At 63.8% G+C, this 20,809-nt stretch carries 14 protein-coding genes; 6 read left to right on the top strand and 8 right to left on the bottom strand.

Going from position 1 to position 20,809, the window contains the following annotated elements; translation table 11 throughout:
• The first annotated feature begins 26 nt into the window (after positions 1-26).
• On the top strand, positions 27-971 hold the full coding sequence (locus OUZ30_RS01915) for an aldo/keto reductase (RefSeq protein ID WP_266180471.1): 945 nt from the start codon (positions 27-29) through the stop codon (positions 969-971).
• Positions 972-1,029: 58 nt separating this feature from the next.
• Here the strand turns inward: OUZ30_RS01915 and OUZ30_RS01910 are convergent, their stop codons facing one another.
• From OUZ30_RS01910 to OUZ30_RS01885, 6 genes are all read right to left on the bottom strand, one after another.
• The gene (locus OUZ30_RS01910; RefSeq protein WP_266180470.1) at positions 1,030-2,097 is read right to left on the bottom strand and encodes a TraB/GumN family protein; all 1,068 of its coding nucleotides are present in this window, start codon (positions 2,095-2,097) and stop codon (positions 1,030-1,032) included.
• 76 nt (positions 2,098-2,173) lie between these two features.
• Positions 2,174-3,397 carry a chromate efflux transporter gene (chrA, locus tag OUZ30_RS01905; protein ID WP_266180469.1) on the bottom strand — a complete coding sequence of 408 codons (1,224 nt, stop codon included), beginning with the start codon at positions 3,395-3,397 and terminating at the stop codon, positions 2,174-2,176.
• Between the two features lie 181 nt (positions 3,398-3,578).
• The gene (locus OUZ30_RS01900; RefSeq protein ID WP_266180468.1) at positions 3,579-5,816 is read right to left on the bottom strand and encodes an NADP-dependent isocitrate dehydrogenase; all 2,238 of its coding nucleotides are present in this window, start codon (positions 5,814-5,816) and stop codon (positions 3,579-3,581) included.
• A 351-nt stretch (positions 5,817-6,167) separates the two neighbouring features.
• A complete protein-coding gene (locus OUZ30_RS01895) occupies positions 6,168-9,293 on the bottom strand; it encodes an efflux RND transporter permease subunit (protein WP_266180467.1) in 3,126 nt (1,041 codons plus the stop codon).
• Positions 9,294-9,651: 358 nt separating this feature from the next.
• Positions 9,652-12,888 carry an efflux RND transporter permease subunit gene (locus tag OUZ30_RS01890; protein WP_266180466.1) on the bottom strand — a complete coding sequence of 1,079 codons (3,237 nt, stop codon included), beginning with the start codon at positions 12,886-12,888 and terminating at the stop codon, positions 9,652-9,654.
• Positions 12,889-13,042: 154 nt separating this feature from the next.
• Positions 13,043-14,305 (bottom strand): efflux RND transporter periplasmic adaptor subunit, encoded by a 1,263-nt coding sequence (locus OUZ30_RS01885; RefSeq protein ID WP_266180465.1) that lies wholly within the window; start codon positions 14,303-14,305, stop codon positions 13,043-13,045.
• A 343-nt stretch (positions 14,306-14,648) separates the two neighbouring features.
• On the opposite strand from OUZ30_RS01885, the gene OUZ30_RS01880 reads away from it, so the two are divergent.
• A complete protein-coding gene (locus OUZ30_RS01880; protein ID WP_425601505.1) occupies positions 14,649-15,170 on the top strand; it encodes a c-type cytochrome in 522 nt (173 codons plus the stop codon).
• A gap of 173 nt (positions 15,171-15,343) precedes the next feature.
• Here the strand turns inward: OUZ30_RS01880 and OUZ30_RS01875 are convergent, their stop codons facing one another.
• Complete coding sequence (locus tag OUZ30_RS01875; RefSeq protein WP_266180464.1) at positions 15,344-15,961, bottom strand: acyl carrier protein phosphodiesterase; 618 nt, start codon at positions 15,959-15,961, stop codon at positions 15,344-15,346.
• 57 nt (positions 15,962-16,018) lie between these two features.
• Between OUZ30_RS01875 and OUZ30_RS01870 the strand changes: the two genes are divergently transcribed.
• Both OUZ30_RS01870 and zapE read left to right on the top strand, forming a co-directional pair.
• Positions 16,019-16,708 (top strand): alpha/beta hydrolase, encoded by a 690-nt coding sequence (locus OUZ30_RS01870; protein WP_266183075.1) that lies wholly within the window; start codon positions 16,019-16,021, stop codon positions 16,706-16,708.
• Between the two features lie 73 nt (positions 16,709-16,781).
• Entirely contained in the window at positions 16,782-17,897 is a 1,116-nt protein-coding gene (gene zapE / locus OUZ30_RS01865; RefSeq protein ID WP_266180463.1) for a cell division protein ZapE, read from the top strand.
• 7 nt (positions 17,898-17,904) lie between these two features.
• Here the strand turns inward: zapE and OUZ30_RS01860 are convergent, their stop codons facing one another.
• On the bottom strand, positions 17,905-18,753 hold the full coding sequence (locus OUZ30_RS01860) for a serine aminopeptidase domain-containing protein (protein WP_266180462.1): 849 nt from the start codon (positions 18,751-18,753) through the stop codon (positions 17,905-17,907).
• A 112-nt stretch (positions 18,754-18,865) separates the two neighbouring features.
• Between OUZ30_RS01860 and OUZ30_RS01855 the strand changes: the two genes are divergently transcribed.
• Both OUZ30_RS01855 and OUZ30_RS01850 read left to right on the top strand, forming a co-directional pair.
• The gene (locus tag OUZ30_RS01855) at positions 18,866-19,243 is read left to right on the top strand and encodes a peptidase C13 (protein WP_266180461.1); all 378 of its coding nucleotides are present in this window, start codon (positions 18,866-18,868) and stop codon (positions 19,241-19,243) included.
• Positions 19,244-19,456: 213 nt separating this feature from the next.
• Positions 19,457-20,758: an amidohydrolase gene (locus OUZ30_RS01850; protein WP_266180460.1), complete on the top strand. Its 1,302-nt coding sequence runs from the start codon at positions 19,457-19,459 to the stop codon at positions 20,756-20,758.
• Positions 20,759-20,809 lie beyond the last annotated feature (51 nt).

Raw genomic sequence — 20,809 nt, 5'->3', positions numbered from 1 at the left:
CGGGCACGGTAGCAAGGACCTCGCCCATGCCACTCCGCCCCCTCGGCCGATCCCCACTTTCCGTCGCACCGCTTGCCTTCGGTGGCAACGTGTTTGGCTGGAGCGCGGACGAACAGCGTTCGTTCGAACTGCTGGATGCCTTCGTTGATGCCGGCTTCAACCTGATCGATACCGCAGACGTCTACTCGGCCTGGGTGCCGGGCAATCGCGGCGGCGAATCCGAGACCATCATCGGCAAGTGGCTCAAGCGCAGCGGCAAGCGCGACAAGGTGGTCATTGCCACCAAGGTGGCGAAATGGGCCGAGCATCCGGGCCTGTCACCCGTGAATATCAACCAGGCCGTGGAAGGTTCGCTCAAGCGGCTGCAGACGGATCATATCGATCTGTACCAGGCCCACGAAGATGATGCGACGGTGCCGCTGCATGAAACTCTGGGAGCGTTCGCGCGGCTTATCGAGCAGGGCAAGGTGCGCGTGATCGGCGCGTCCAATTACGGCGCCGATCGCTTCGGTGAGGCGCTCGCCGTTTCCGCACAAAACAACCTGCCGCGCTACGAAACCCTGCAGCCGGAATATAACCTGGTCAATCGTGCAGCTTACGAAAAAGAACTCGAGCCACTGGTCATCGCCGAGAACATCAGCGTGATCAACTACTACGCGTTGGCCAGTGGTTTCCTGAGCGGCAAGTACCGAAGCGAAGCCGACCTCGCGAAGAGCGCGGCGCGCAGCGGCGCGGTGCAGAAGTATCTCAATGCGCGCGGGCTGGGCATTCTCGCGGCGCTCGACAAGGTGGCGGCTGCCTATGGCGCGACATCCGCGCAGGTGGCCCTGGCGTGGTTGATGGCCCGCCCGAGTGTGACGGCGCCGATTGCCAGTGCTACCAGCGTCGCGCAGCTGAAGGAGTTGTTTGGGGCGGTGAAGCTACAGTTGAGTGCTGAAGACATCGCGGCGCTGGATAGAGCGAGCGCCTGACTTTACTTCCTCTCCCCTGCAGGCGACCCGAAGGGGAGAGGGAGCTACGAGCTAAGAACTACTCGCTGCCGTCTGGCGCTTCGACTTGATAACCCTTCGCCTTCAGCTGCGCGATCAGGCCCTTCGGCGACAGCACCTCCTCCATCGGCAACATCGCGAAGGTCTGCGTGTTCGTGTTCAGCGCCTGCTCGGCGGCACCGAGCCAGATCGCCTGGGCTTTCTGCTGGATGTCGCTGAAGCCCAGCTGCTTGGCGAAACCCGCTTCGGTGACCGCGGAAATGCACGCTTCGCGCTGGTCATTCATCGGCAGGCCACGCAGTGCTTCAAGGTCACCCGTGGCCCAGGCGTTCGCACGCGCCGTGATGCGGCCCATATCGTGTTCCACGGTATCGAGCGTGCGCCCAAAACACTCCAGGTCGTCCATGGGCGAGGCCTTGAAGGTCTTCACGGCCGCGCGCGGCTCTTCGATCATCATCGTGTAACGCGCCGCACTGACCTTCACGCCATGCTTCTTGGCCAGCTCGCGCACGGTGTCTTTCACGCCGCCCGAGGAGCTGAGTCCACTGCGCTTGATCGCCTTGTCGTACAACTCGACCGCCGCGAAGATCGGGCGCCAGTCTTCCACGCTGCGATCGCTGCCGATGTATTGCTGCTTGAGCACTTGCCAACGCGCGTACTCAGCCGCCGGCACCACTTGCTGCAGACGCTGGCCGTCCGGATTCTTGCGGGCACCGATCAACGACGGCAACAGAAACAGCTTGCCGAAGAAATTCGTCTTGGGCTTTAACGCCACCGACGGCGGCCCCAATACTTCCTGCGATTCGGCGATGGTCTGTTCGACTTCGTCGGTTTTCCATTGCATGTGCTCCGGCAGCGGCGACAACGTGCCAAGCACCCACATCACGTGATCACCCTTGCTCACCTTCCACAGGCCCGGCCCGGGCTGTATGCCACTGACCGTCACCGCATCGAGATTGGTGACTTGAGATGGCGCAGGTGCCGTCGCCCCCGGGGGCGGCGCGTTTTGCCCGAAGACAGGTGCCGCCCCCGCCAGAACAAGCATCCCCACAGCCATCGCCCGATGCAGGCGACGACGGTTCAACGAGTGACAGGCGGTCCGATTCATCGATCGTGGTTCCTTCAGGGATCTGCATTCTGACCATGGCACGACAGCGCCGGTTCCATCGCGGGAAATCATCTATTCAGCGGCCCAACCATGGCCCCAGGCTTGCGGCGGCCACGCACCACAGCACCGCGGCCCAGGCAGGCTGCTTCGCTAGCGCAAGCATCGCAAAGCCACAGGCAGCGATCACGATGTCGGCTGGTCCACTGACGGTGCCCGTCCACACAGGATGATAGAACGCGGCGGCAAGCAGGCCGACGACGGCCGCGTTGATCGCAGCAACCACGCGTACCGCTTCGGCGCGCGCGGAAAGTCTCTGCCAGAAAGGAAGCACGCCGCCCAGCAGCAGAAAGCCCGGCAGAAAGATCGCGGCTAACGCGACCAGCGCACCGGCCACACCGCCCTGCCCGCCCTGCATCTGGCTGCCGAGATACGCGGCCAACGAGAACATCGGTCCTGGCATGGCCTGCGCCGCGCCGTAACCGGCGAGGAAACTGCCTTCGTCCACCCAACCAGGAACAACCAGGGCTTGGCGCAACCACGGCAGCACCACGTGGCCACCGCCGAAGACCAGCGCACCCGCGCGATAGAACGCAGCGCCGATCTGAACCTGAAGCGCGCCGTGCGTACCCACGCTCCACGCCAACAACAGCAAGGCCACATAGAGAGACAGCAGCACAATAGCCGCACGACGGCCGTAGCGTGGCGTGGGTGCCGCATCGCGATGCGCCATGACGTTGCGGCAAAGCCACGGCGCCATCAACGCGGCCAGCACGATCACCAGCAACTGCATCCACGCCTGCGGTTGCCACAGCAGGATGGCCGCCGCGCCCATTGCCAGAGCCCGGCGCGGCCAGTCGGGCGCCAGCGAGCGCCACATGCCGAGCACGCCATGCGCCACCACCACCACCGCCACCAGCTTGAACCCGTGCAGCAGGGACTGCCCCCATGCGCCATGCAGATAAGGCGCCCACCAGGCGAAGGCAAGCATCAGCGCGGCCGAAGGCAGGGTGAAGCCGACGAAAGCGGCGATAGCGCCCGGCCACCCTGCGCGCAGCAAGCCGATGGCGAAACCGAGCTGACTGCTCGCCGGGCCCGGCAGGAATTGGCACAACGCGAGCAATTGGGAGAACCGTGCATCGTCGAGCCAGCGTCGCTGTTCGACAAAAGCACGACGGAAATAGCCAAGATGCGCGATCGGGCCACCGAACGAGCGCAGGCCCAGTGCAAGGAAGACCGTAAACACTTCCCACGCCCGGCCAGGAGGCAAGCTGGATTCGGCGGAAGCGGGATGCGTGCTCATGCATGCGAGCCTATAGCAGCGCCTCTACGCTCGGCTATGCAGCAGACTCGATGGCCCGTCATCCCAGCAGTTCTCAACAGCCGAACGGCTGGCCAAGCTGGGATGACGCGAGGCGAACTGGAACCACCAACAAAAGAAGGCCGCTTGCGCGGCCTTCTTTTGTTACATGACGACTCTGCGATCAGCCTGCCGCAACGAGCGCGGCGAGCGCATCGTTGAATGTGTCACTCGGCCGCATCGCCTTGCTCACCAGCTTGAGGTTCGGGTGGTAGTAGCCCTGGATATCCAGCGACTTGCCCTGCGCACCGTTCAGCTCGCCGATGATCTTCGCTTCGTTGTCGGCCAGCGTCTTGGCCAGTGCTGCGAACTTCGCCTTGAGCTTGGCGTCGTCGTTCTGCGCGGCCAGCGCCTGGGCCCAGTACAGGGCCAGGTAGAAGTGGCTGCCGCGGTTGTCCAGCTCACCGACCTTGCGAGCCGGCGACTTGTTGTTGTCGAGGATCTTGCCGTTCGCCTCGTCCAGCGTCTTGGCCAGCACGCTGGCGTCCTTGCTGTCGTAGCGGTTGCCGAGATGCTCGAGCGAGGCGGCCAGCGCGAGGAATTCGCCCAGCGAATCCCAGCGCAGATAGTCCTCTTCCAGGAACTGCTGCACATGCTTGGGTGCCGAGCCGCCTGCGCCGGTTTCGAACAGGCCGCCACCGGCCATCAGCGGCACGATGGAGAGCATCTTGGCGCTGGTGCCCAGTTCCATGATCGGGAACAGGTCGGTGAGGTAGTCGCGCAAAACGTTGCCGGTCACCGAGATGGTGTCCTGGCCCTGGCGGATGCGTTCCAGCGAGAAGCGAGTGGCTTCCACCGGCGACATGATGCGGATATCGAGACCGCTCAGGTCGTGGTCCTTCAGGTATTGCTCGACCTTCTTGATGATCTGGGTGTCGTGCGCACGCTGCGGATCGAGCCAGAACACTGCCGGGGTGTTGCTCAGGCGCGCACGGTCGACCGCCAGCTTGACCCAGTCCTGGATCGGCGCGTCCTTGGTCTGGCACATGCGCCAGATGTCGCCGGTTTCCACCGCCTGCTCCAGCAGCACGCTGCCAGCCTCGTCGATCACCTTGACCACGCCGTCAGCGGCGATCTTGAAGGTCTTGTCGTGCGAGCCGTATTCCTCAGCGGCCTGCGCCATCAAGCCCACATTCGGCACGCTGCCCATGGTCGACGGATTGAACGCACCATGCGCCTTGCAGTCCTCGATCACCACCTGGTACACGCCCGCGTAGCTGCGGTCCGGAATGATCGCCTTGGTGTCCTGCAACTTGCCTTCGGTGTTCCACATCTTGCCGGAGTCGCGAATCATCGCCGGCATCGACGCGTCGACGATGACGTCGCTGGGCACGTGCAGGTTGGTGATGCCTTTGTCGGAATTGACCATGGCCAGCGCCGGACGCTTGGCGTACTCGGCGGTGATATCGGCCAGGATCGCGTCCTGCTGTTCCTTAGCCAGTCCACCGATGCGCGCATACAGGTCGCCGATGCCGTTGTTCGGATCGAAGCCGATGTTCTTGAGCGCGTCGGCGTGCTTGCTCAGCACGTCCTTATAGAACTCGGTGACCACCACGCCGAACATGATGGGGTCGGAGACTTTCATCATGGTGGCTTTCAGATGCAGCGAGAACAGCACGCCCTGCTTCTTCGCGTCTTCGATCTGTGCGTCGATGAAGCTGGCCAGCGCCTTCTTGCTCATTACGGCGGCGTCGATGATCTCGCCATCCTTCAGCGCGGTATTTTCCTTCAGCACCGTGTGGCTGCCGTCCTTGCCGAACCACTCGATACTCACGCTGCCGGCCTTGGCGACCACGGTGGACTTCTCGCTACCGTAGAAGTCGCCACCGTCCATGTGCGCCACGTGCGTCTTCGAATCCGCACTCCAGGCGCCCATCTTGTGCGGGTGCTTGCGCGCGTAGTTCTTCACCGAGAGCGGTGCGCGACGGTCGGAATTGCCTTCGCGCAGCACCGGGTTCACCGCGCTGCCCTTGACCTTGTCGTAGCGCGCCTTGACGTTCCAGTCGCTGACGTCCTTGGGATCTTCCGGATAGTCCGGCAGCGCATAACCCTGGCCCTGCAGCTCCTTGATCGCGGCCTTCAGCTGCGGCATCGAGGCGCTGATATTGGGCAGCTTGATGATGTTGGCTTCCGGCGTGGTGGCCAGTTGGCCCAGCTCGGCAAGGTCGTTGGCGATCTTCTGGTCGTCCTTCAGCACATCCGGGAACAGCGCAATGATGCGGCCGGCCAGTGAGATATCGCGGGTTTCGACGGCGATGCCCGCCGTACTGGTGAAGGCTTCGACGATCGGCAGCAGCGACGCCGTAGCGAGGTACGGAGCTTCGTCCGTCAGCGTGTAAATGATCTTCGGCGTGTTCGACATTTCTGCAATGACCTCGCGGGTTACGGCCTTACCAAAAGGGGGCGTGCGGACGCTCGATTCGTCCGGAGGCAACCGACATGGGGGCGGAAGCGGTGGACGAAAGCCCCTTATTGTCACGATTTCGGCCGGAGGGCGAAAGCGTATGGGCCTGGACGATGCGCAAGGGTATGGTGCCCCAGGCTTTTTCTGTAGGAGCGCACCCGGTGCGCGATCACAGCATCACCGCTCCGTTGGCTTTTTACTCGGGCCATCCTTGGCCTTCGCCCATGGGCAGCGTACGTTGTCCAAACCGGCAGTCCTGCCGGATGGTCGCGCACAGGGTGCGCTCCTACGTCAACAACAACGAGTGGGTCAGACGTTCTCGCCAGCCGGCAGCGGCCGGGGCTGACGATGCCTCACCCGCCACGCGTGCACGCGGTCGGCGAGACAGGTGAAGATCACATACAGCGCTGGCGTACTGAGCAGGGTGAGACTCTGCGAAATGATCAGGCCGCCGATCAGCGCGATACCGAGTGGGCGGCGCAAGTCGGAACCCTCGCCCAGGCCTACCGCGATGGGCACCGCCGCGAGAATCGCCACCATCGTCGTCATCATGATCGGGCGGAAACGCACCATGCAGGCCTCGTAGGCGGCATCCATCGCACTCAGCCCGCGCTCGCGGCGCGATACCAGCGCGAAGTCGATCATCATGATCGCGTTCTTCTTCACGATGCCGATCAGCAACACGAGGGCGATCTGTGCGATCACCGACAGTTCGGTATTGGTGAACCACAAGGCCAGTAGCGCACCGACACCGGCGGCCGGCAATGTCGAGAGAATGGTGACCGGATGGATCAGGCTCTCGTACAGCATGCCGAGCACGATGTAGACAGTGACGACGGCGCCAAGCAGCAGCCACAGCATGCCGCTCTGCGACTGCTGGAAGCGACGGAAATCGCCGCCGATATTGATGCGGATATCGCCGGGCAGGCGCATCTGGGAACCGGTCTTCTGAATGATCTGCAGCGCTTCACCCATGCTCACCCCAGGCGCGAGATTGAAGCTCATGCTCATGGTTGTGTATTGGTTTTCGTGCGTGATCTGGGTGGGCGCCAGACCCGGCTGCTGATGCGCGAAGGCGGTAAGCGGCACCATCACACCATTGGTGCTGGATACGTAAATGGCGTCGATCGCGGCCGGCGTCGCGGTCTGGTTCGGCAACGCATTGACCACGACCTTGTACTGGTTAAGGTCGGAGTAGATGGTGCTGATTTGTCGCTGGCCGAACGCGTTGTACAGCGCGCCATCGATGGTGCCGATGCCGACGCCCAACCGCGCCGCCTTGTCGCGATCGATCACCACGTTCTGTTGCAGGCCGGCGTCGTCGACATCGCTGCCGACGTCCTTGAGCTTGGGATTCTTCTTCAGCTCGGCCACCAGCTTGGGCAGCCACAGTTGCAGCTCTTCGGGATTATCCCCCTGTAGGGACACCTGGTACTGCGCACCCTGGCTGGTACCACCACCGCCGAAGCTGGGCAGATCCTGGATCGGGCGCAGGCGCACGTTGAGATCCGGATAGCGCGCAGCCTTGGCACTTAGTCGCGCCAACACCGCGAAGGTGTCGTCCTTACGGCCTTGCGCATGCGTCTTGAGTTCGATATCGAACGTGCCGGAAGCGCCCTGGCGACTGGTGCCAAGACGGGAACCGACACGCGCGACGTCATGGTCCTTCAGCAGCATGTCGATCAGACGTTGCTGGCGCGCCACCGCATCCTGGAACGACACCGTGGCACCCGAGGTGGCGCGACCCCGGATCAGTCCCGTGTCCTGCGGCGGGAACAATCCCGTCTTCACCACGCCGAACAGGAGGATCGTCACCACGATCAACGCCAACGGCGTCAGCGCAAAAGCCAGCGTGTGCTTCAACGAAAATTTCAGCGCCCGCGAGTACACGCCAAGCAGGCTTTGCTGGAACTTCTCCAGTGCGATGCCAATGCGCGTGGTCGGCTTGTCGTCGTCATGGCCGCTAAGGAACTGGCCGCACAGCGAGGTGGTGAGCGTGAGCGACACCATCGCCGAGACGATGATCGCCGCCACCAGGGTGATGGTGAATTCCTTGAAGAACAGGCCCGTGATGCCGCCCATGAACAACAGCGGTATGAACACCGCCACCAGCGAGGCGGTAATCGACACGATGGTGAAGCCGATCTCCTTTGCACCTGCCAGCGCAGCGTCCATCCGCGACATGCCCTGGTCGATATGGCGCACGATGTTCTCGATCACCACGATCGCGTCGTCCACCACGAAGCCGATCGAGATAACCAGCGCCAGCAGGGTCAGGTTGTTGAGCGTGTAACCGAGGATGTACATCGCGATCGCCGCACCAGCCAGCGACAGCGGGACCGCTGCCGTGGCGATCAAGGTCGGCGCGAGCCGGCGCAAGAACACGGCCATGGTCAACATGACCATCAGCAAGCTGATCAGCAGCGTGGCCTGCACTTCATGCAGCGAGGCGCGGATGGTCGGCGTGCCATCGAAGTACGGCGTCAGCGTGGTGCCAGGCTGTAGATAGCTGCGCAGGACGGGCACGGCCGCCTTCACGCGATCCACCGTACCGATGATGTTGGCGGTCGACTGCCGGTAGACGTACATCAGGATGGCAGGTTTACCCTGGAACCAGGCCGCCTGATACGCATCCTGCAAACCGTCGTAGACCTTCGCCACATCCGACAGGCGCACGGGCACGCCGTTGTGGGAAGCAATCACCAGGCTGGCGAAGTCTTGTGCATTGTGCAGCGAGTCATTCGCGGTGACCGCCATGGTGGTCTTGCCGTCTGACAGGAAGCCCTGCGGAGAGGTCACGTTGGCCGCCGTAAGCGCGTTGCGCAGCTGATCGGGCGACAGGCCCTGCGCGTTGAGCTGCCGCAGGTTCACGTCGACACGTATCGCCGGCGTGGCGGCGCCGAGGATGTCCACTTCCGACACGCCGTCCAGCTGACGCAGGCGCTGCGCCAGCAGCGAGTCGGCCACGTCATAGAGATCGCGCGCCGACTGCGTATCGGAGGTCAAGGCGAACGCGATGATGGGGTCGTCGTTCGGGTTGGCCTTCTGATAGCTGGGTGGTGCATTCAGGCCACTGGGCAGATCGGACTGGGCGGCATTGATGGCCGCCTGCACATCGCGCGCGGCGGCATCCAGGTTGCGCCCGGTGTTGAACATCATGAACACCTGGGTACTGCCCAGCGAACTGGACGACCGCATGGTGTCGATGCCGGCTACCTGCCCGAGATGTCGCTCCAGCGGTGCCGCCACGGTGGACGCCATGGTGCTGGCACTGGCGCCCGCCTGACTCGCTTGCACGAAGATCACCGGGAACTGCATGTTCGGCAGCGCCGCGACACCGAGCAGCAAATAGCAGATCAGGCCTACCGCGAAGACACCTATCGCCAGCAGCGAGGTGCCGATCGGGCGCCGAATGAAGGGGCCGGAGATGTTCATGCAGTCAACGAACCACGAAAGTCGCCCTGCTCGCAGGGGTGTTCAGGGAGGCGCCACGCCAGGCCCAGGCGTGCGCAAAGGGAGATGTATATTTCGGACATCAACCGTTGAACGCACGACCACCTGTTTGGTTGATCCTTCGCCGCATATGTTGGAGCGCACGCAGTGCGCGATAGGCGCGGCGGCGTCACCGCTCCGTAGGCTTTTCGCGCACTCGGTGCGCTCCTGCGTATGTGGTCGTGCGATGCGCCCCCACAAAAGCGGTCGCGGGAAACGCTGAAAGGGGCGCGACCCGTGGATCGCGCCCCTTTCGTTTCGACTCCGGCGGCATCATCCGCAGCGGGTCGTTGCAACAACGTCACATCGCTCCTCGTACCTGTGCGCGATCCAACTCACGGCGCTCACGCCGCTCGCGCAGCCAGTCGGAGAAACGCTCCATGTACAGGTAGATCACCGGCGTGGTGTACAGCGTCACCAACTGCGAGAGCAGCAGGCCGCCGACGATCGACACACCTAGCGGCCGGCGCAATTCGGCACCGATGCCATTGCCCAGGGCCAGCGGCAACGCGCCCAACATGGCCGCCGCCGTGGTCATCATGATCGGGCGGAAGCGCAGCAGACAGGCGCGGCGAATCGCTTCGTGCGGCTTCATGCCCTCGCGCTGCGCCTCGATGGCGAAGTCGATCATCATGATCGCGTTCTTCTTCACGATACCGATCAGCAACACGATGCCCACGATGCCGTCCACCGACAGGCTCATGCCGCACAGGATCAGCGCCAGCAACGCACCCACGCCGGCAGGCGGCAAGGTGGAGATGATCGTCAGCGGGTGGATATAGCTCTCATAGAGCACGCCCAGCACGATGTAGATCACCACGATCGAAGCCACCAGCAGCAACACTTCGTTGGTCAGCGAGGTGGAGAACTCCGCTGCCTTGCCCACGAACTGACCACGTACCTGCGGCGGGAAGTTGAGCTTCTGCTCCACCTCATGGATCGCGTTCACCGCCTCGGACAGCGAATAGCCCGGGGCCAGGTTGAACGAAACGGTCACCGCAGGCAGCTGCTGCTGATGGCTCACCACCAGCGGCGCATTGGTCACTTCGGCCGTAGCCAGCGAGGCCAACGGAATGGTGCCACCCGCGCCGATGACCACGCCCGTGTTCGCCACGCCCAGGCCGGTGCTCGTGGACGAATTGCTCGAAGCCACCTGGCCGAAACTGGTGGCATTGCTGCCGGTCAGCGCACCGCTACCGTTGCTCTTCACGGTGAGCTGGTTGAGCAGCGCCGAGCTGCTGCGGAACTGCGGCGCCACTTCCAGCACTACGCGATACTGGTTGAGCTGGGTGAAGATGGTGGAGATCTGGCGCTGGCCGAACGAGTCGTACAGCGTGTCATCGATGGTCTGCACCGGCACACCCAGTCGGCTCGCCTTTTCGCGATCGATGGTGAGCTTCAGCGAGGTGCCCTGGTCGGCAAGGTTGTTGTCGACGTCAGAGAGTTCCGGGCGCTCACGCAAGGCCTGGGTCATCTGGTTGGCGTAACTCGACAACTCGGTCGCGTTCACATCGGCCATCGAGTACTGGTACTCGGTGGCCGACACGCGGCTGTCCAGCGTCACGTCCTGCACTGGCTTGAGGTACAAGGCCACGCCTGGAATATCGGCAGCATCCTTCTGCAAGCGCGCCAGCACGGTGTCGAGACCATCGCGATCACCGCGATCCTTCAACACGATGCTGAGCTGGCCCTGGTTGAGGGTCGGGTTGATCGAACCTGCGCCGATAAAAGCCGCCACACCGGTGACGGCAGGATCGCGACGCAACGCATCGGCCACCGCCTTGGTGCGCTGTTCCATCTGTGGGAAGGCGACGTTCTGGTCAGCCTGCACCACGCCGGTCACCAGGCCGGTGTCCTGCTCGGGCAGCAGGCCCTTCGGAATCACGACGTAGAGGAAGATCGTTACCACGACCGTGACGGCGGCCACCATGATGGTCAGGCGCTGGTGATCGAGCACCCAGTCCAGCGAACTCTCATACAGGCCCACGATGCGCGACCACGTGGTGCGCTTGCCGGCGGCGGCATGACGCTCGTGGGCGTCGTCGCCTTCGGGCAGCGAGTCCGGCTTCAGCAGATAGGCGCACATCATCGGCGTCAGGGTCAGTGACACCAGCATCGAGATGGTCACCGCAATCGTCAGCACCCACGCGAACTCGTGGAACAGGCGGCCGGTGACGCCAGGCATCAGCAGAAGCGGCAGGAATACCGCCACCAGCGACACAGTCAGCGACAGCACCGTGAAGCCGATTTCCTTCGCGCCGATCTCGGCCGCTTCCTTACCGTCCTTGCCCTGCTCGATGTAGCGGACGATGTTCTCGATCATCACGATCGCATCGTCCACCACGAAGCCGGTGGCGACGGTCAGCGCCATCAGCGAGAGGTTGTCCAGTGACATGCCGGTGAAGGCCATCACGCCGAACGTGCCCATCAACGACAGCGGCACGGCGACCGACGGAATCACCGTCGCCCACAAGCGACGCAGGAAGACGAAGATCACCGCCACCACCAGGAAGATGGTGAGGATCAGGGTGAACTGCACGTCCTCGACCGAGGCGCGGATGGTGATGGTACGGTCGGCGAACACTTCGAGATGCACGTCGGCCGGCAACACGCTGCGCAACTGCGGCATGATGGAGCGGATCTGCTCCACCGTCTGCACAATGTTGGCACCCGGCTGACGACGGATATCCAGCAGCACGGCGGGCTTGCCATTGGCCCAGGCGGCCAGCTGGTCGTTCTCCACGCCATCGATGACATTGGCGACGTCGGACAGGCGCACCGGCGCGTTGTTCTTGTACGTGATGATGGTGTTCTTGTACTCGCCGGCCGTCGCCAGCTGGTCATTGGTACCGATGCTGTAGGACTGCGTGGCGCCGTTGAGCGTACCCTTTGGCGCGTTGACGTTGGCCTCGGTGAGCGCGCTGCGCACGTCTTCCATGGTCAGGCCAAGATTGGCCAGCTGCGCCGGATTCACCTGCACGCGCACGGCGGGGCGCACGTTGCCAGCGATCGACACCAAGCCCACGCCCTGCACCTGCGACAGCTTCTGCGCCAGGATCGAGTCGGCGTAGTTGTTCACGTCGCGCAGCGGTAGGCTGTCGGAGGTGAGCTTCAAGGTCATGATCGGCGCGTCGGCCGGGTTCACGCGGTTGTACACGGGCGGATACGGCAGCGTGCTGGGCAGGGTGCCACGCGCCTGGTTGATGGCCGCCTGCACGTCCTGCGCCGCGATGTCGATGTCGCGGTCCATCGCAAACTGCAACACGATGGTGGACAGACCCGCCGACGAGTCGGAGGTCATCATGGTCAGGCCGGAGATCTGGCCGAAGTTGCGCTCCAGCGGCGTGGTGACCAGCGAGGCCATGGTGGAGGCGCTGGCACCCGGGTACTGCGTGGTGACGACCAGGCTCGGCGCCGAAATTTCAGGCAGGGCCGAGACCGGCAGCTCGCGGTAGCCCAGGATGCCGAGCAGCAGCACCGCCACCATCAGCAGCGAGGTCGCAATCGGTCGGCGAATGAAGAGTGTGGAGAAGCCCATAGGTTTGCCGTTGATATCTCGCTGTCAGCCAGTTCGCGCCGACGGGTGATGGGGGACGGGTCGCGGGGGCACAAAAACCTGCCGTTTCGAAAAATCGGCCGGCTCTATCCGGGTGTGGGAGCATGCGCCCCCGACACCCATCCCGCACCCCACGTCAGCCGCCGCGGCGACCGCCGCCGGTCTGCTGGGCCTTCTTCTTGGCCTGTTCCACTTCCGCCGCGGTCGGCGCGGTGGGTACTTCGCCCGGCTTGAGCGCCTTTACCTTGCTGCCCGGCTTCAGGCGGAACTGGCCTTCGGTCACCACCGGATCGTTCAGGGCCAGGCCCGAACCGATCATCACGTGGCTGTCACCGACTTCGCCTGCCACCTTCACCGGCTGCATCTTCACCGTCTGGTCCTGCTGCACGAGATAGACGTAGTCACCATCCGGTCCGCGCTGCACAGCCTGCCCCGGGATCACCAGGCCGCCGCTGACGGTGTGCACCTTCAGGCGAACATTCACGAACTGGCCCGGCCACAGCGCGCTGTCGCCATTGGCAAACACGGAGCGCAGCTTGAAGGTGCCGGTGGTGGTGTCGATCTGGTTGTCGACCACATTCAGCTGACCGTCGTCGGCGATGGTGTGAGCGTCCGCGCGGTCCAGCGCCAGCACTTCCAGCGCGTTGCCAACGGCGGCGGCCTTGCGCACCATCTCCAGGTTCTGCTCGGGCAGGTTGAACATCACGTAGATCGGATGAATCTGGGTCAAGGTGACCAGGGCCGTCGTGGTGGTGACCACGTTGCCCGGGTCGACATTGCGGATGCCGGCCACGCCATCGATCGGCGAGATGATGCGCGTGTAGTCCAGATTGACCTTGGCCGCGCGCACGGAAGCCTTGTCCGCCGTCACCGTCGCGGTCAGGTTGGTCACGTTGTTACGGAAGGTGTCCATGTCGAGCTGGGCGACATAGCCCTTGGCGACCAGCGCGTCGTTGCGCTTGAGCGTGCTCTGCGCCGTGGCGAGCAGGGCTTCATCCTGCTGCTGCTTGGCCGCGGCCTGGTCATAGGTGGCCTGGAAAGAGCGCGGGTCGATCTGCGCCAGCAGCTCGCCCTTCTTCACTTCCTGGCCTTCCTTGAAGTTGATGGCCAACAGCTCGCCACTCACCTGCGGGTTCACCGTCACGGTGTTGAGCGCCTGCACGGTGCCAAGCGCCGTGAGATAAACCGGCACATCCTGTTTGACGACGTGCTCAACCGTAACGGGTACCGGTGCCGCATCCTTATCCTGGCCCTGATCCTGGCCTTGTCCCTTGTGCTGCCCACCGCCCTGCGCCTGCGCACCATCCTCGGTCGCAGGCTTATGCAGCAAGCGGAAGCCCACGGCTCCCACCACGATCACAGCCACAACGATCAGCGCGATCTTCCAAAAACGCGACATGAAAAACTCCCAGAATTGACGGCAGGCCACCCGACCCCACCGGCGCGCCTTGCGCGCCTGACTTGTTCGTCGGATGAAAGGATAGGGTTTGTTCAACGGCATTGGACAATGCCAGTTGACATGGGTGCCCTATGACCGATGGCAGGGTTTTACCAGCTAATCGTGTCAAGTTGCCGAATATTGCATGAAAACTGCGGCTTTACGACGCACGGCGCGCACCCGCGGCGTCGACCTGAAACTTGCCGCGAGCTTCGACTATAATCCCGCCCCTGTTGCCTGAACCCATGCCCAATCTTGGTTGCATGGCCGTCCATTGATATGGAGTACTTGCGTGAGCGGTTCCCTGACCAAATCCGACCAGAGCTTCATGCGCAGCTTCTCGCTGCTGATCGTGGGCCTTAGTGTGCTGACCCTTATGCTGATCGGCGGTGCCTGGTTGATCTACGACCGCGAGCCCAAGGACGTTAACCCCGAGACGCCCAAGCAGGTCGCCGAGCGCATCGCTCCGGCGGGTGCCGTGTACGCCGGTGACACCGGCCGCGCCGCCATGCAGGCCGCTCAGGAAGCCGCCGCCAAGGCCGCCGCCGCGCAGGTCGCCTACGGTGGTTCCACCGATGGCAAGACGATTTACGACAACCTGTGCCACAGCTGCCATACCGCCGGCGTTGCCGGTGCGCCGAAGCTGGGCGACAAGTCGAACTGGGGTCCGCGTATCGCCCAAGGCCTCGACACGCTGGTCAAGCATGCCATCGAGGGCTACAAGGGCCCGGACGGCAACATGATGCCGGCCAAGGGCGGCAACCCGTCGCTGACCGACGAGCAGGTGAAGAACGCGGTGCATTGGATCGTGGATCAGGCCAAGTAAGGCCTGATCCAACAAGCTTTCGATAAACGCCGCCCAGTGGGCGGCGTTTTCGTTTGCCCCTTCTCCCCGGCGGGGAAAAGGTTGGGATGAGGGGCGGGTGCTCGCGGGAAAGTATCTACGGAGCCCGCCCCATTAAAGCCCGCATGAAGAAGCGTATCGCGAGCACCCACCCCTCACCCCAACCCTCTCCCTGGAGGGGAGAGGGAGGTATTGGCTTCGATCCACTCGCTAGCAAACCCCTGCAACTGCGGAAAAAACGCTTCGAAATGCCCGTGCAGCGGTACTGAGAGCTCGGCTAGCACAGGCAGCGCCTGACCCACCGGATTGGCGCGACTTAGCCGATGGGAAATGCCCTCCAACGCGGCCGCCATCTCCTCGCGCCGGGCGTAGCCTGCCGGCAACGCATGCGCCTCCATGTACAACCGAAAACGCTGCAGCCCGGCCGGCAGGGACGACTCATGGCGGCGCAGCAAGTCACGCACGCCAGCGGAGTACGGTTCCAGCCCCCGCCCACTCCATCGTTCGAAATCCCGCGCCAGCAGGTGATCGAACCACATATCGAGCAGGATGCCGGCATACCGGCGATACGGGGGCGGAAGCAGGGCACGCGCCGCCGCGACTTCGGGATGACTGTCGGTGTAGACGTCGATGGCGCGGTGCAGGCGAATCCCGGCAATCAAACGCTCGGGCATGGCCGGATCCGGCTGTCCGTGCACAAAATCGCCCATCAGCCCACCCAGCTGCAGCAGTTCGTCATCGCCCGCCAGCAACGTATGCGCCAGGTTGTTCACGCACGTTGCCTTGCTTCGCGCGACCGGCGGCCACACGTGGCGGTTATCATCATGGCCATGAATCCCGTCATGCTCCCTACCCAGCCCGACCAATTTCCCGCAGAGGCTGCCAGCTTCGCGCTCAGCGGCCCCGCCGGCAAGCTCGAAGCCATCAGCGACGTGGCGCTGCCGGAAGAGGCGCGCCGCGGCACGGCGGTCATCTGCCACCCGCATCCGCTGCAAGGCGGCACCATGCATAACAAGGTGGTGACGATGGTGGAGCGCGCGCTGCGCGAGTCAGGGCTGGACACCGTGCGTTTCAATTTCCGTGGCACCGGCGAGTCCGAAGGCAGCTACGACAACGGCAATGGCGAAGGCGACGACCTGGCTGCCGTGGTGGCCTGGGTTCGTCGCACGCGTCCAGACGATGCGGTATGGCTTGCCGGCTTTTCCTTCGGCAGCTATGTGTCGATCCGCAATGCCGTGCGCCTGCACGCCGATGCCCTGATCAGCATTGCGCCGCCCGCAGGTCGTTGGCCATTCGAAGGGTTTGCGCTGCCCACCTGCCACTGGCTGGTCGTACAAGGCGAGGAAGACGAAGTCGTCGATCCGCAGGCGGTGTTCGACTGGATCGATGGCATGGATCACCCGCCCGAGCTCGTGCGCATGCCGGAAACCAGCCACTTCTTCCATCGTCGCCTGATGGATCTGCGCGGCGCCGTGAAGCATGCGATCCAAACCTGGCTGCCGCGGCTGCGCCAGGACTGATGTCGCGCCGATTCCATCCACCGTGCCAGCTGCTGCGCCTTGTCGCGTAGCGCTCTAAGAGTTTGCCGTACCGATGACTGATTCCCCCCTGCTCGCGCCCAGCGCCCGTTACTTGGAAGGCGTCGCCGCCCATCGCTGGGAGGCCGACCCGGCCCAACAGGCACTGCTGCCCGAGTTCGACCGCATGCACGCGGCGCTCATCGCAGCGACGGTCGACAACGGCGGCTTGTTTGGACGTCTGAAATCCCTGCTTGGCAACGACACCCGCGAAACCGTGCCCGGCCTGTATCTATGGGGTAGCGTCGGCCGCGGCAAGACGTTCCTTATGGACCTGTTCGTGGCCAGCCTGCCGCATGGGAAGGCATTGCGTCGCCACTACCATCGCTTCATGGGCGAAGTGCACGAACAGCTACGTGCCCTGGGCGAACGCCAGGATCCCTTGCTCGAGGTCGCCGCGAACATCGCTGGGCGCTGTCGCGTGCTGTGCCTGGACGAGTTCCTGGTCAACGACATCGGCGATGCGATGATCCTCGGCACCTTGCTGGAGGCATTGTTCGCTCGTGGCGTGAGCCTGGTGACCACCTCCAACACGGCGCCGGCCAACCTGTACAAGGAAGGCCTGCAACGTGCGCGCTTCCTGCCCGCCATTGCCTTGATCGAGAAGCGCTGCCACATCGTGCAGATGATTTCCTCGCACGATTGGCGCCTGCGTGCGCTGTCCCAGGCACCGGTGTATCACACGCCGCCAAGCCAGGAAGCCGAACGCGCACTCGCCCGCATCTTTGCTGGCCAGGCCGAAGGCGAGGTGGAGGAAGGCGGCGAGATCGTACTCAACGACCGCCCCATTCCCCTGCGCAAGCGCGCCAGGAACATCTTGTGGTTCGAGTTCGCCGCGCTGTGCGAAGGTCCGCGTGCGGTCTCCGACTATATCGAGCTGGCCAAGGCCGGCCCCGAGATCATCATTTCCAACGTGCCGCAGTTCACCGTGTACACGGACGACGCGGCCCGCCGCTTCGTTTCGCTGGTGGACGAATTTTATGATCGCCACGTGAAGCTGATTCTTTCGGCGGCAGCGCCGATCACCGAACTGTATGACGGTGAACGGCTGCGCGCCGAATTCGGGCGCACGGAATCGCGCCTGATCGAGATGCAGAGCGAGGAGTATCTCGCCAGCGATCACCTGCCTTGATTCGCCGCTACTTGTTGCGCACCTGCACCCCGGCCAGATGCGGCGGCTCGCCACAATGGCCGCCACGCAAGGCATCGAGGTAGGAGCGCACCAGGCTGACCGTCGCCGTCTCGGTGCTGCGGGACAGACCGACGCCGGCAAAGTTGAGATGGCTGCTGCCGTCGATCACGCCAAGCCAATGGCAGCCCGGCCCAAGACCATCAAAGGCCTGGGTACGCCAGCGATAGTCGCCATCAAGACCTCCATCGCGCGTGCCGGTCAGCAGCAGCATCGGCGCGTGAATCGGCGCCCACGCTCCGGTGGGAAATACGCGCCCCGGGCCTTCCGGCGACAAGGCGACATAGGCATCGAAACCGCCCTTGCCCTGGACGCCGAGACGATTGGTCGCTCCCGCTTCGAGCATCACGGTAATCGCCCCCATCGAATGGCCCAGCAAGACCCGATACGGCGCGTGGCATTGCTTTTCAGCCCAGCGGGTTGCCGCATCGATATCCATGAAGCGGGCGCGATATGCATCGGCGTCGGTCACCAGGGCGCCAATGCCTTCCTTCAGGCCGTGCTGCCGGACGTCGGCGCGCAAAGGGGCGCTGCCGCTTTCACGATGCCCCATCACGATGGTGCGCCAGCCGTCCTCACTCAGGGCCTGGGCCAGATAGCCGTAGCCTTTCTCGCTGCCGCCGGCGCCGTGCGAGATGAGCAGGAGCGGCGGGCAAGCATTCGTCGACGCGGGCTCGTACACCAACAGCGGCGTCATCGCCCCATCGGGGCGCTGCACCTGGATGGAGTCGGCCGCACGCGTGCCGCTGCTCGCCAGGAGGGCCATCAGCATCACGCTTGGGCGCAGTATCGCCTTCATCTCAGCCCTCCCCCGGGTGGAATGAGGGCACCATAACGGTGCGTCGCGTCGCCCGCATGAACGCAAGCTGCTGAGCTGCTAACGTGAAGGTTCCCGAACCGTCGGAGCCACCATGTCCGTCCTGCTCGCCCTTGCCCTGCAACTGAGTCCTGCTGCGGACGCCGACTTCCACACGCGCGTCACCCAGGCCAAGCTGGCCGAAGGTGCAGCCACCGGGCCGGCCTATCAGAAGCAGTTATGGGATCGCATCGGCCATCCGACCACGGACGCTTACAAGTCCTGCATCGATAGCAACAAACCGACGGACAAGGGCCCCTTCACCCTGGTGGCCAACGTCACACCGGATGGCCGCCTGGTTCAGATCGACGTGCAGCCACAAACGGCGGTGGCCAAATGCATGGCCGGCCAGTTCGCCAGCTGGATGCTGCCGGCGCCACCGGCACAGCCCAAGCCCTATCCGATCGAAATCGATTTCAGCATCGCGAAGTAACTCGCCACGCTCGGGATATGGCGATGACCGCACCCGCTCCCACGCCAAAGCCAACGCCAACGCTTCGCGTATCAGGCACTTCCACATCGTGCCGGTGGCTCTCATCGGGAACGCCTCGACGAAGCGTACGTCGTGCGCGCGCGGCATCGACTCTGGCGAGCGCCTGAAGCAGAACTTCCATTAGGATCGGACGACCCTCCGAGGAGACACACCATGCGTCGTTGCGTGCTTGCCCTGGCTCTTTCCGCTGCCACCGCCGTGTGCGGATCCATCCATGCCGCCGACACCGCACAACTCGTGCAGAGCGAGCTGCCGCAGGTCACCGCATGGCGTCGCGATATCCACCAGCACCCGGAACTGAGCAACCGCGAGACACGCACCTCCGCCCTGGTTGCCGCGCAGCTCAAGAAGCTTGGCCTGGAAGTGCACACGGGCATCGCCCATACCGGTGTGATCGGCATCCTCAAGGGCGGCAGGCCCGGACCGAAGCTGGCCATCCGCGCCGACATGGATGCCCTGCCCGTTACCGAACAGGTGGATCTGCCCTTCGCCTCCAAGGCCAAGGGCGAGTATCGCGGCAAGGAGACCGGCGTGATGCACGCCTGCGGCCACGACGCGCACACGGCCATGCTGCTTGGACTGGCCACCGTGCTGGCCGGCATGAAGAAGGACCTGCCCGGTGAAGTGATGTTCGTCTTCCAGCCCGCCGAAGAAGGTGCGCCCGCGGGAGAAGAAGGTGGCGCGTCGCTGATGCTGAAGGAAGGTGTGTTCCGCGACTTCAAGCCGGATGCGATGTTCGGCATGCATGTCGTCAGCGCGCTCAACACCGGCACGGTCGCCGTGCGCCCGGGCCCGACGATGGCCGGATCGGACTGGTTCAAGCTGGTTGTGCACGGCCGCCAGACCCACGGCGCCATGCCCTGGAATGGCGTGGACCCCATCGTCACCTCGGCGGAAATCATCAGTGCTGCCCAGACCATCGTGAGCCGCAAGCTCAACATCGGTGACCTGCCCGCCGTGCTCAGCTTCGGCATCGTCGAAGGCGGCGAGCGTTTCAATATCGTGCCCGACAAGGTGGAGCTGCAAGGCACGCTGCGCACCTTCGATCCGGTCATGCGCCAACAGGCCATCGACAACCTCAAGAACATCGCCGATCACATCGCCCAGGCGAATGGCGCCACCGTCGACGCCACCGTTCCCGTTGGCGACAGCAACCCGGTACTGGTCAATGACCCTGCGCTGGCTGCTCGCGTGCGCGCCAGCATCGGCAAGGCCATCGGTAGCGACCACGCGATCGAAGCCAAGCCGTGGATGGCCTCGGAAGACTTCGCCTATTTCGCAAAGGCAGTCCCCAGCGTCTACTTCTTCGTTGGCTCCACGCCCGTTGGACAGGATGCCTCGAAAGCGCCTGCCAACCACTCGCCGAAATTCTTCATGGACGAAGCCGCACTCGAGATCGGCATGGCGTCCATGCTGCAAGCCACGCTGGACTACCTGAACGGAGCTGCGAGTTGAGGTCGCGTGCGCGGGCTAGGGCACGACTTTAAGCGCGGGCAAAGAAGGGCC

It is taken from the genome of Dyella humicola (assembly GCF_026283945.1).
In the GTDB taxonomy this organism is placed as follows: domain Bacteria; phylum Pseudomonadota; class Gammaproteobacteria; order Xanthomonadales; family Rhodanobacteraceae; genus Dyella; species Dyella humicola.
The sequence above is the reverse complement of the archived record's forward strand: the minus strand, read 5'-3'. Positions and strand labels throughout refer to the sequence as shown.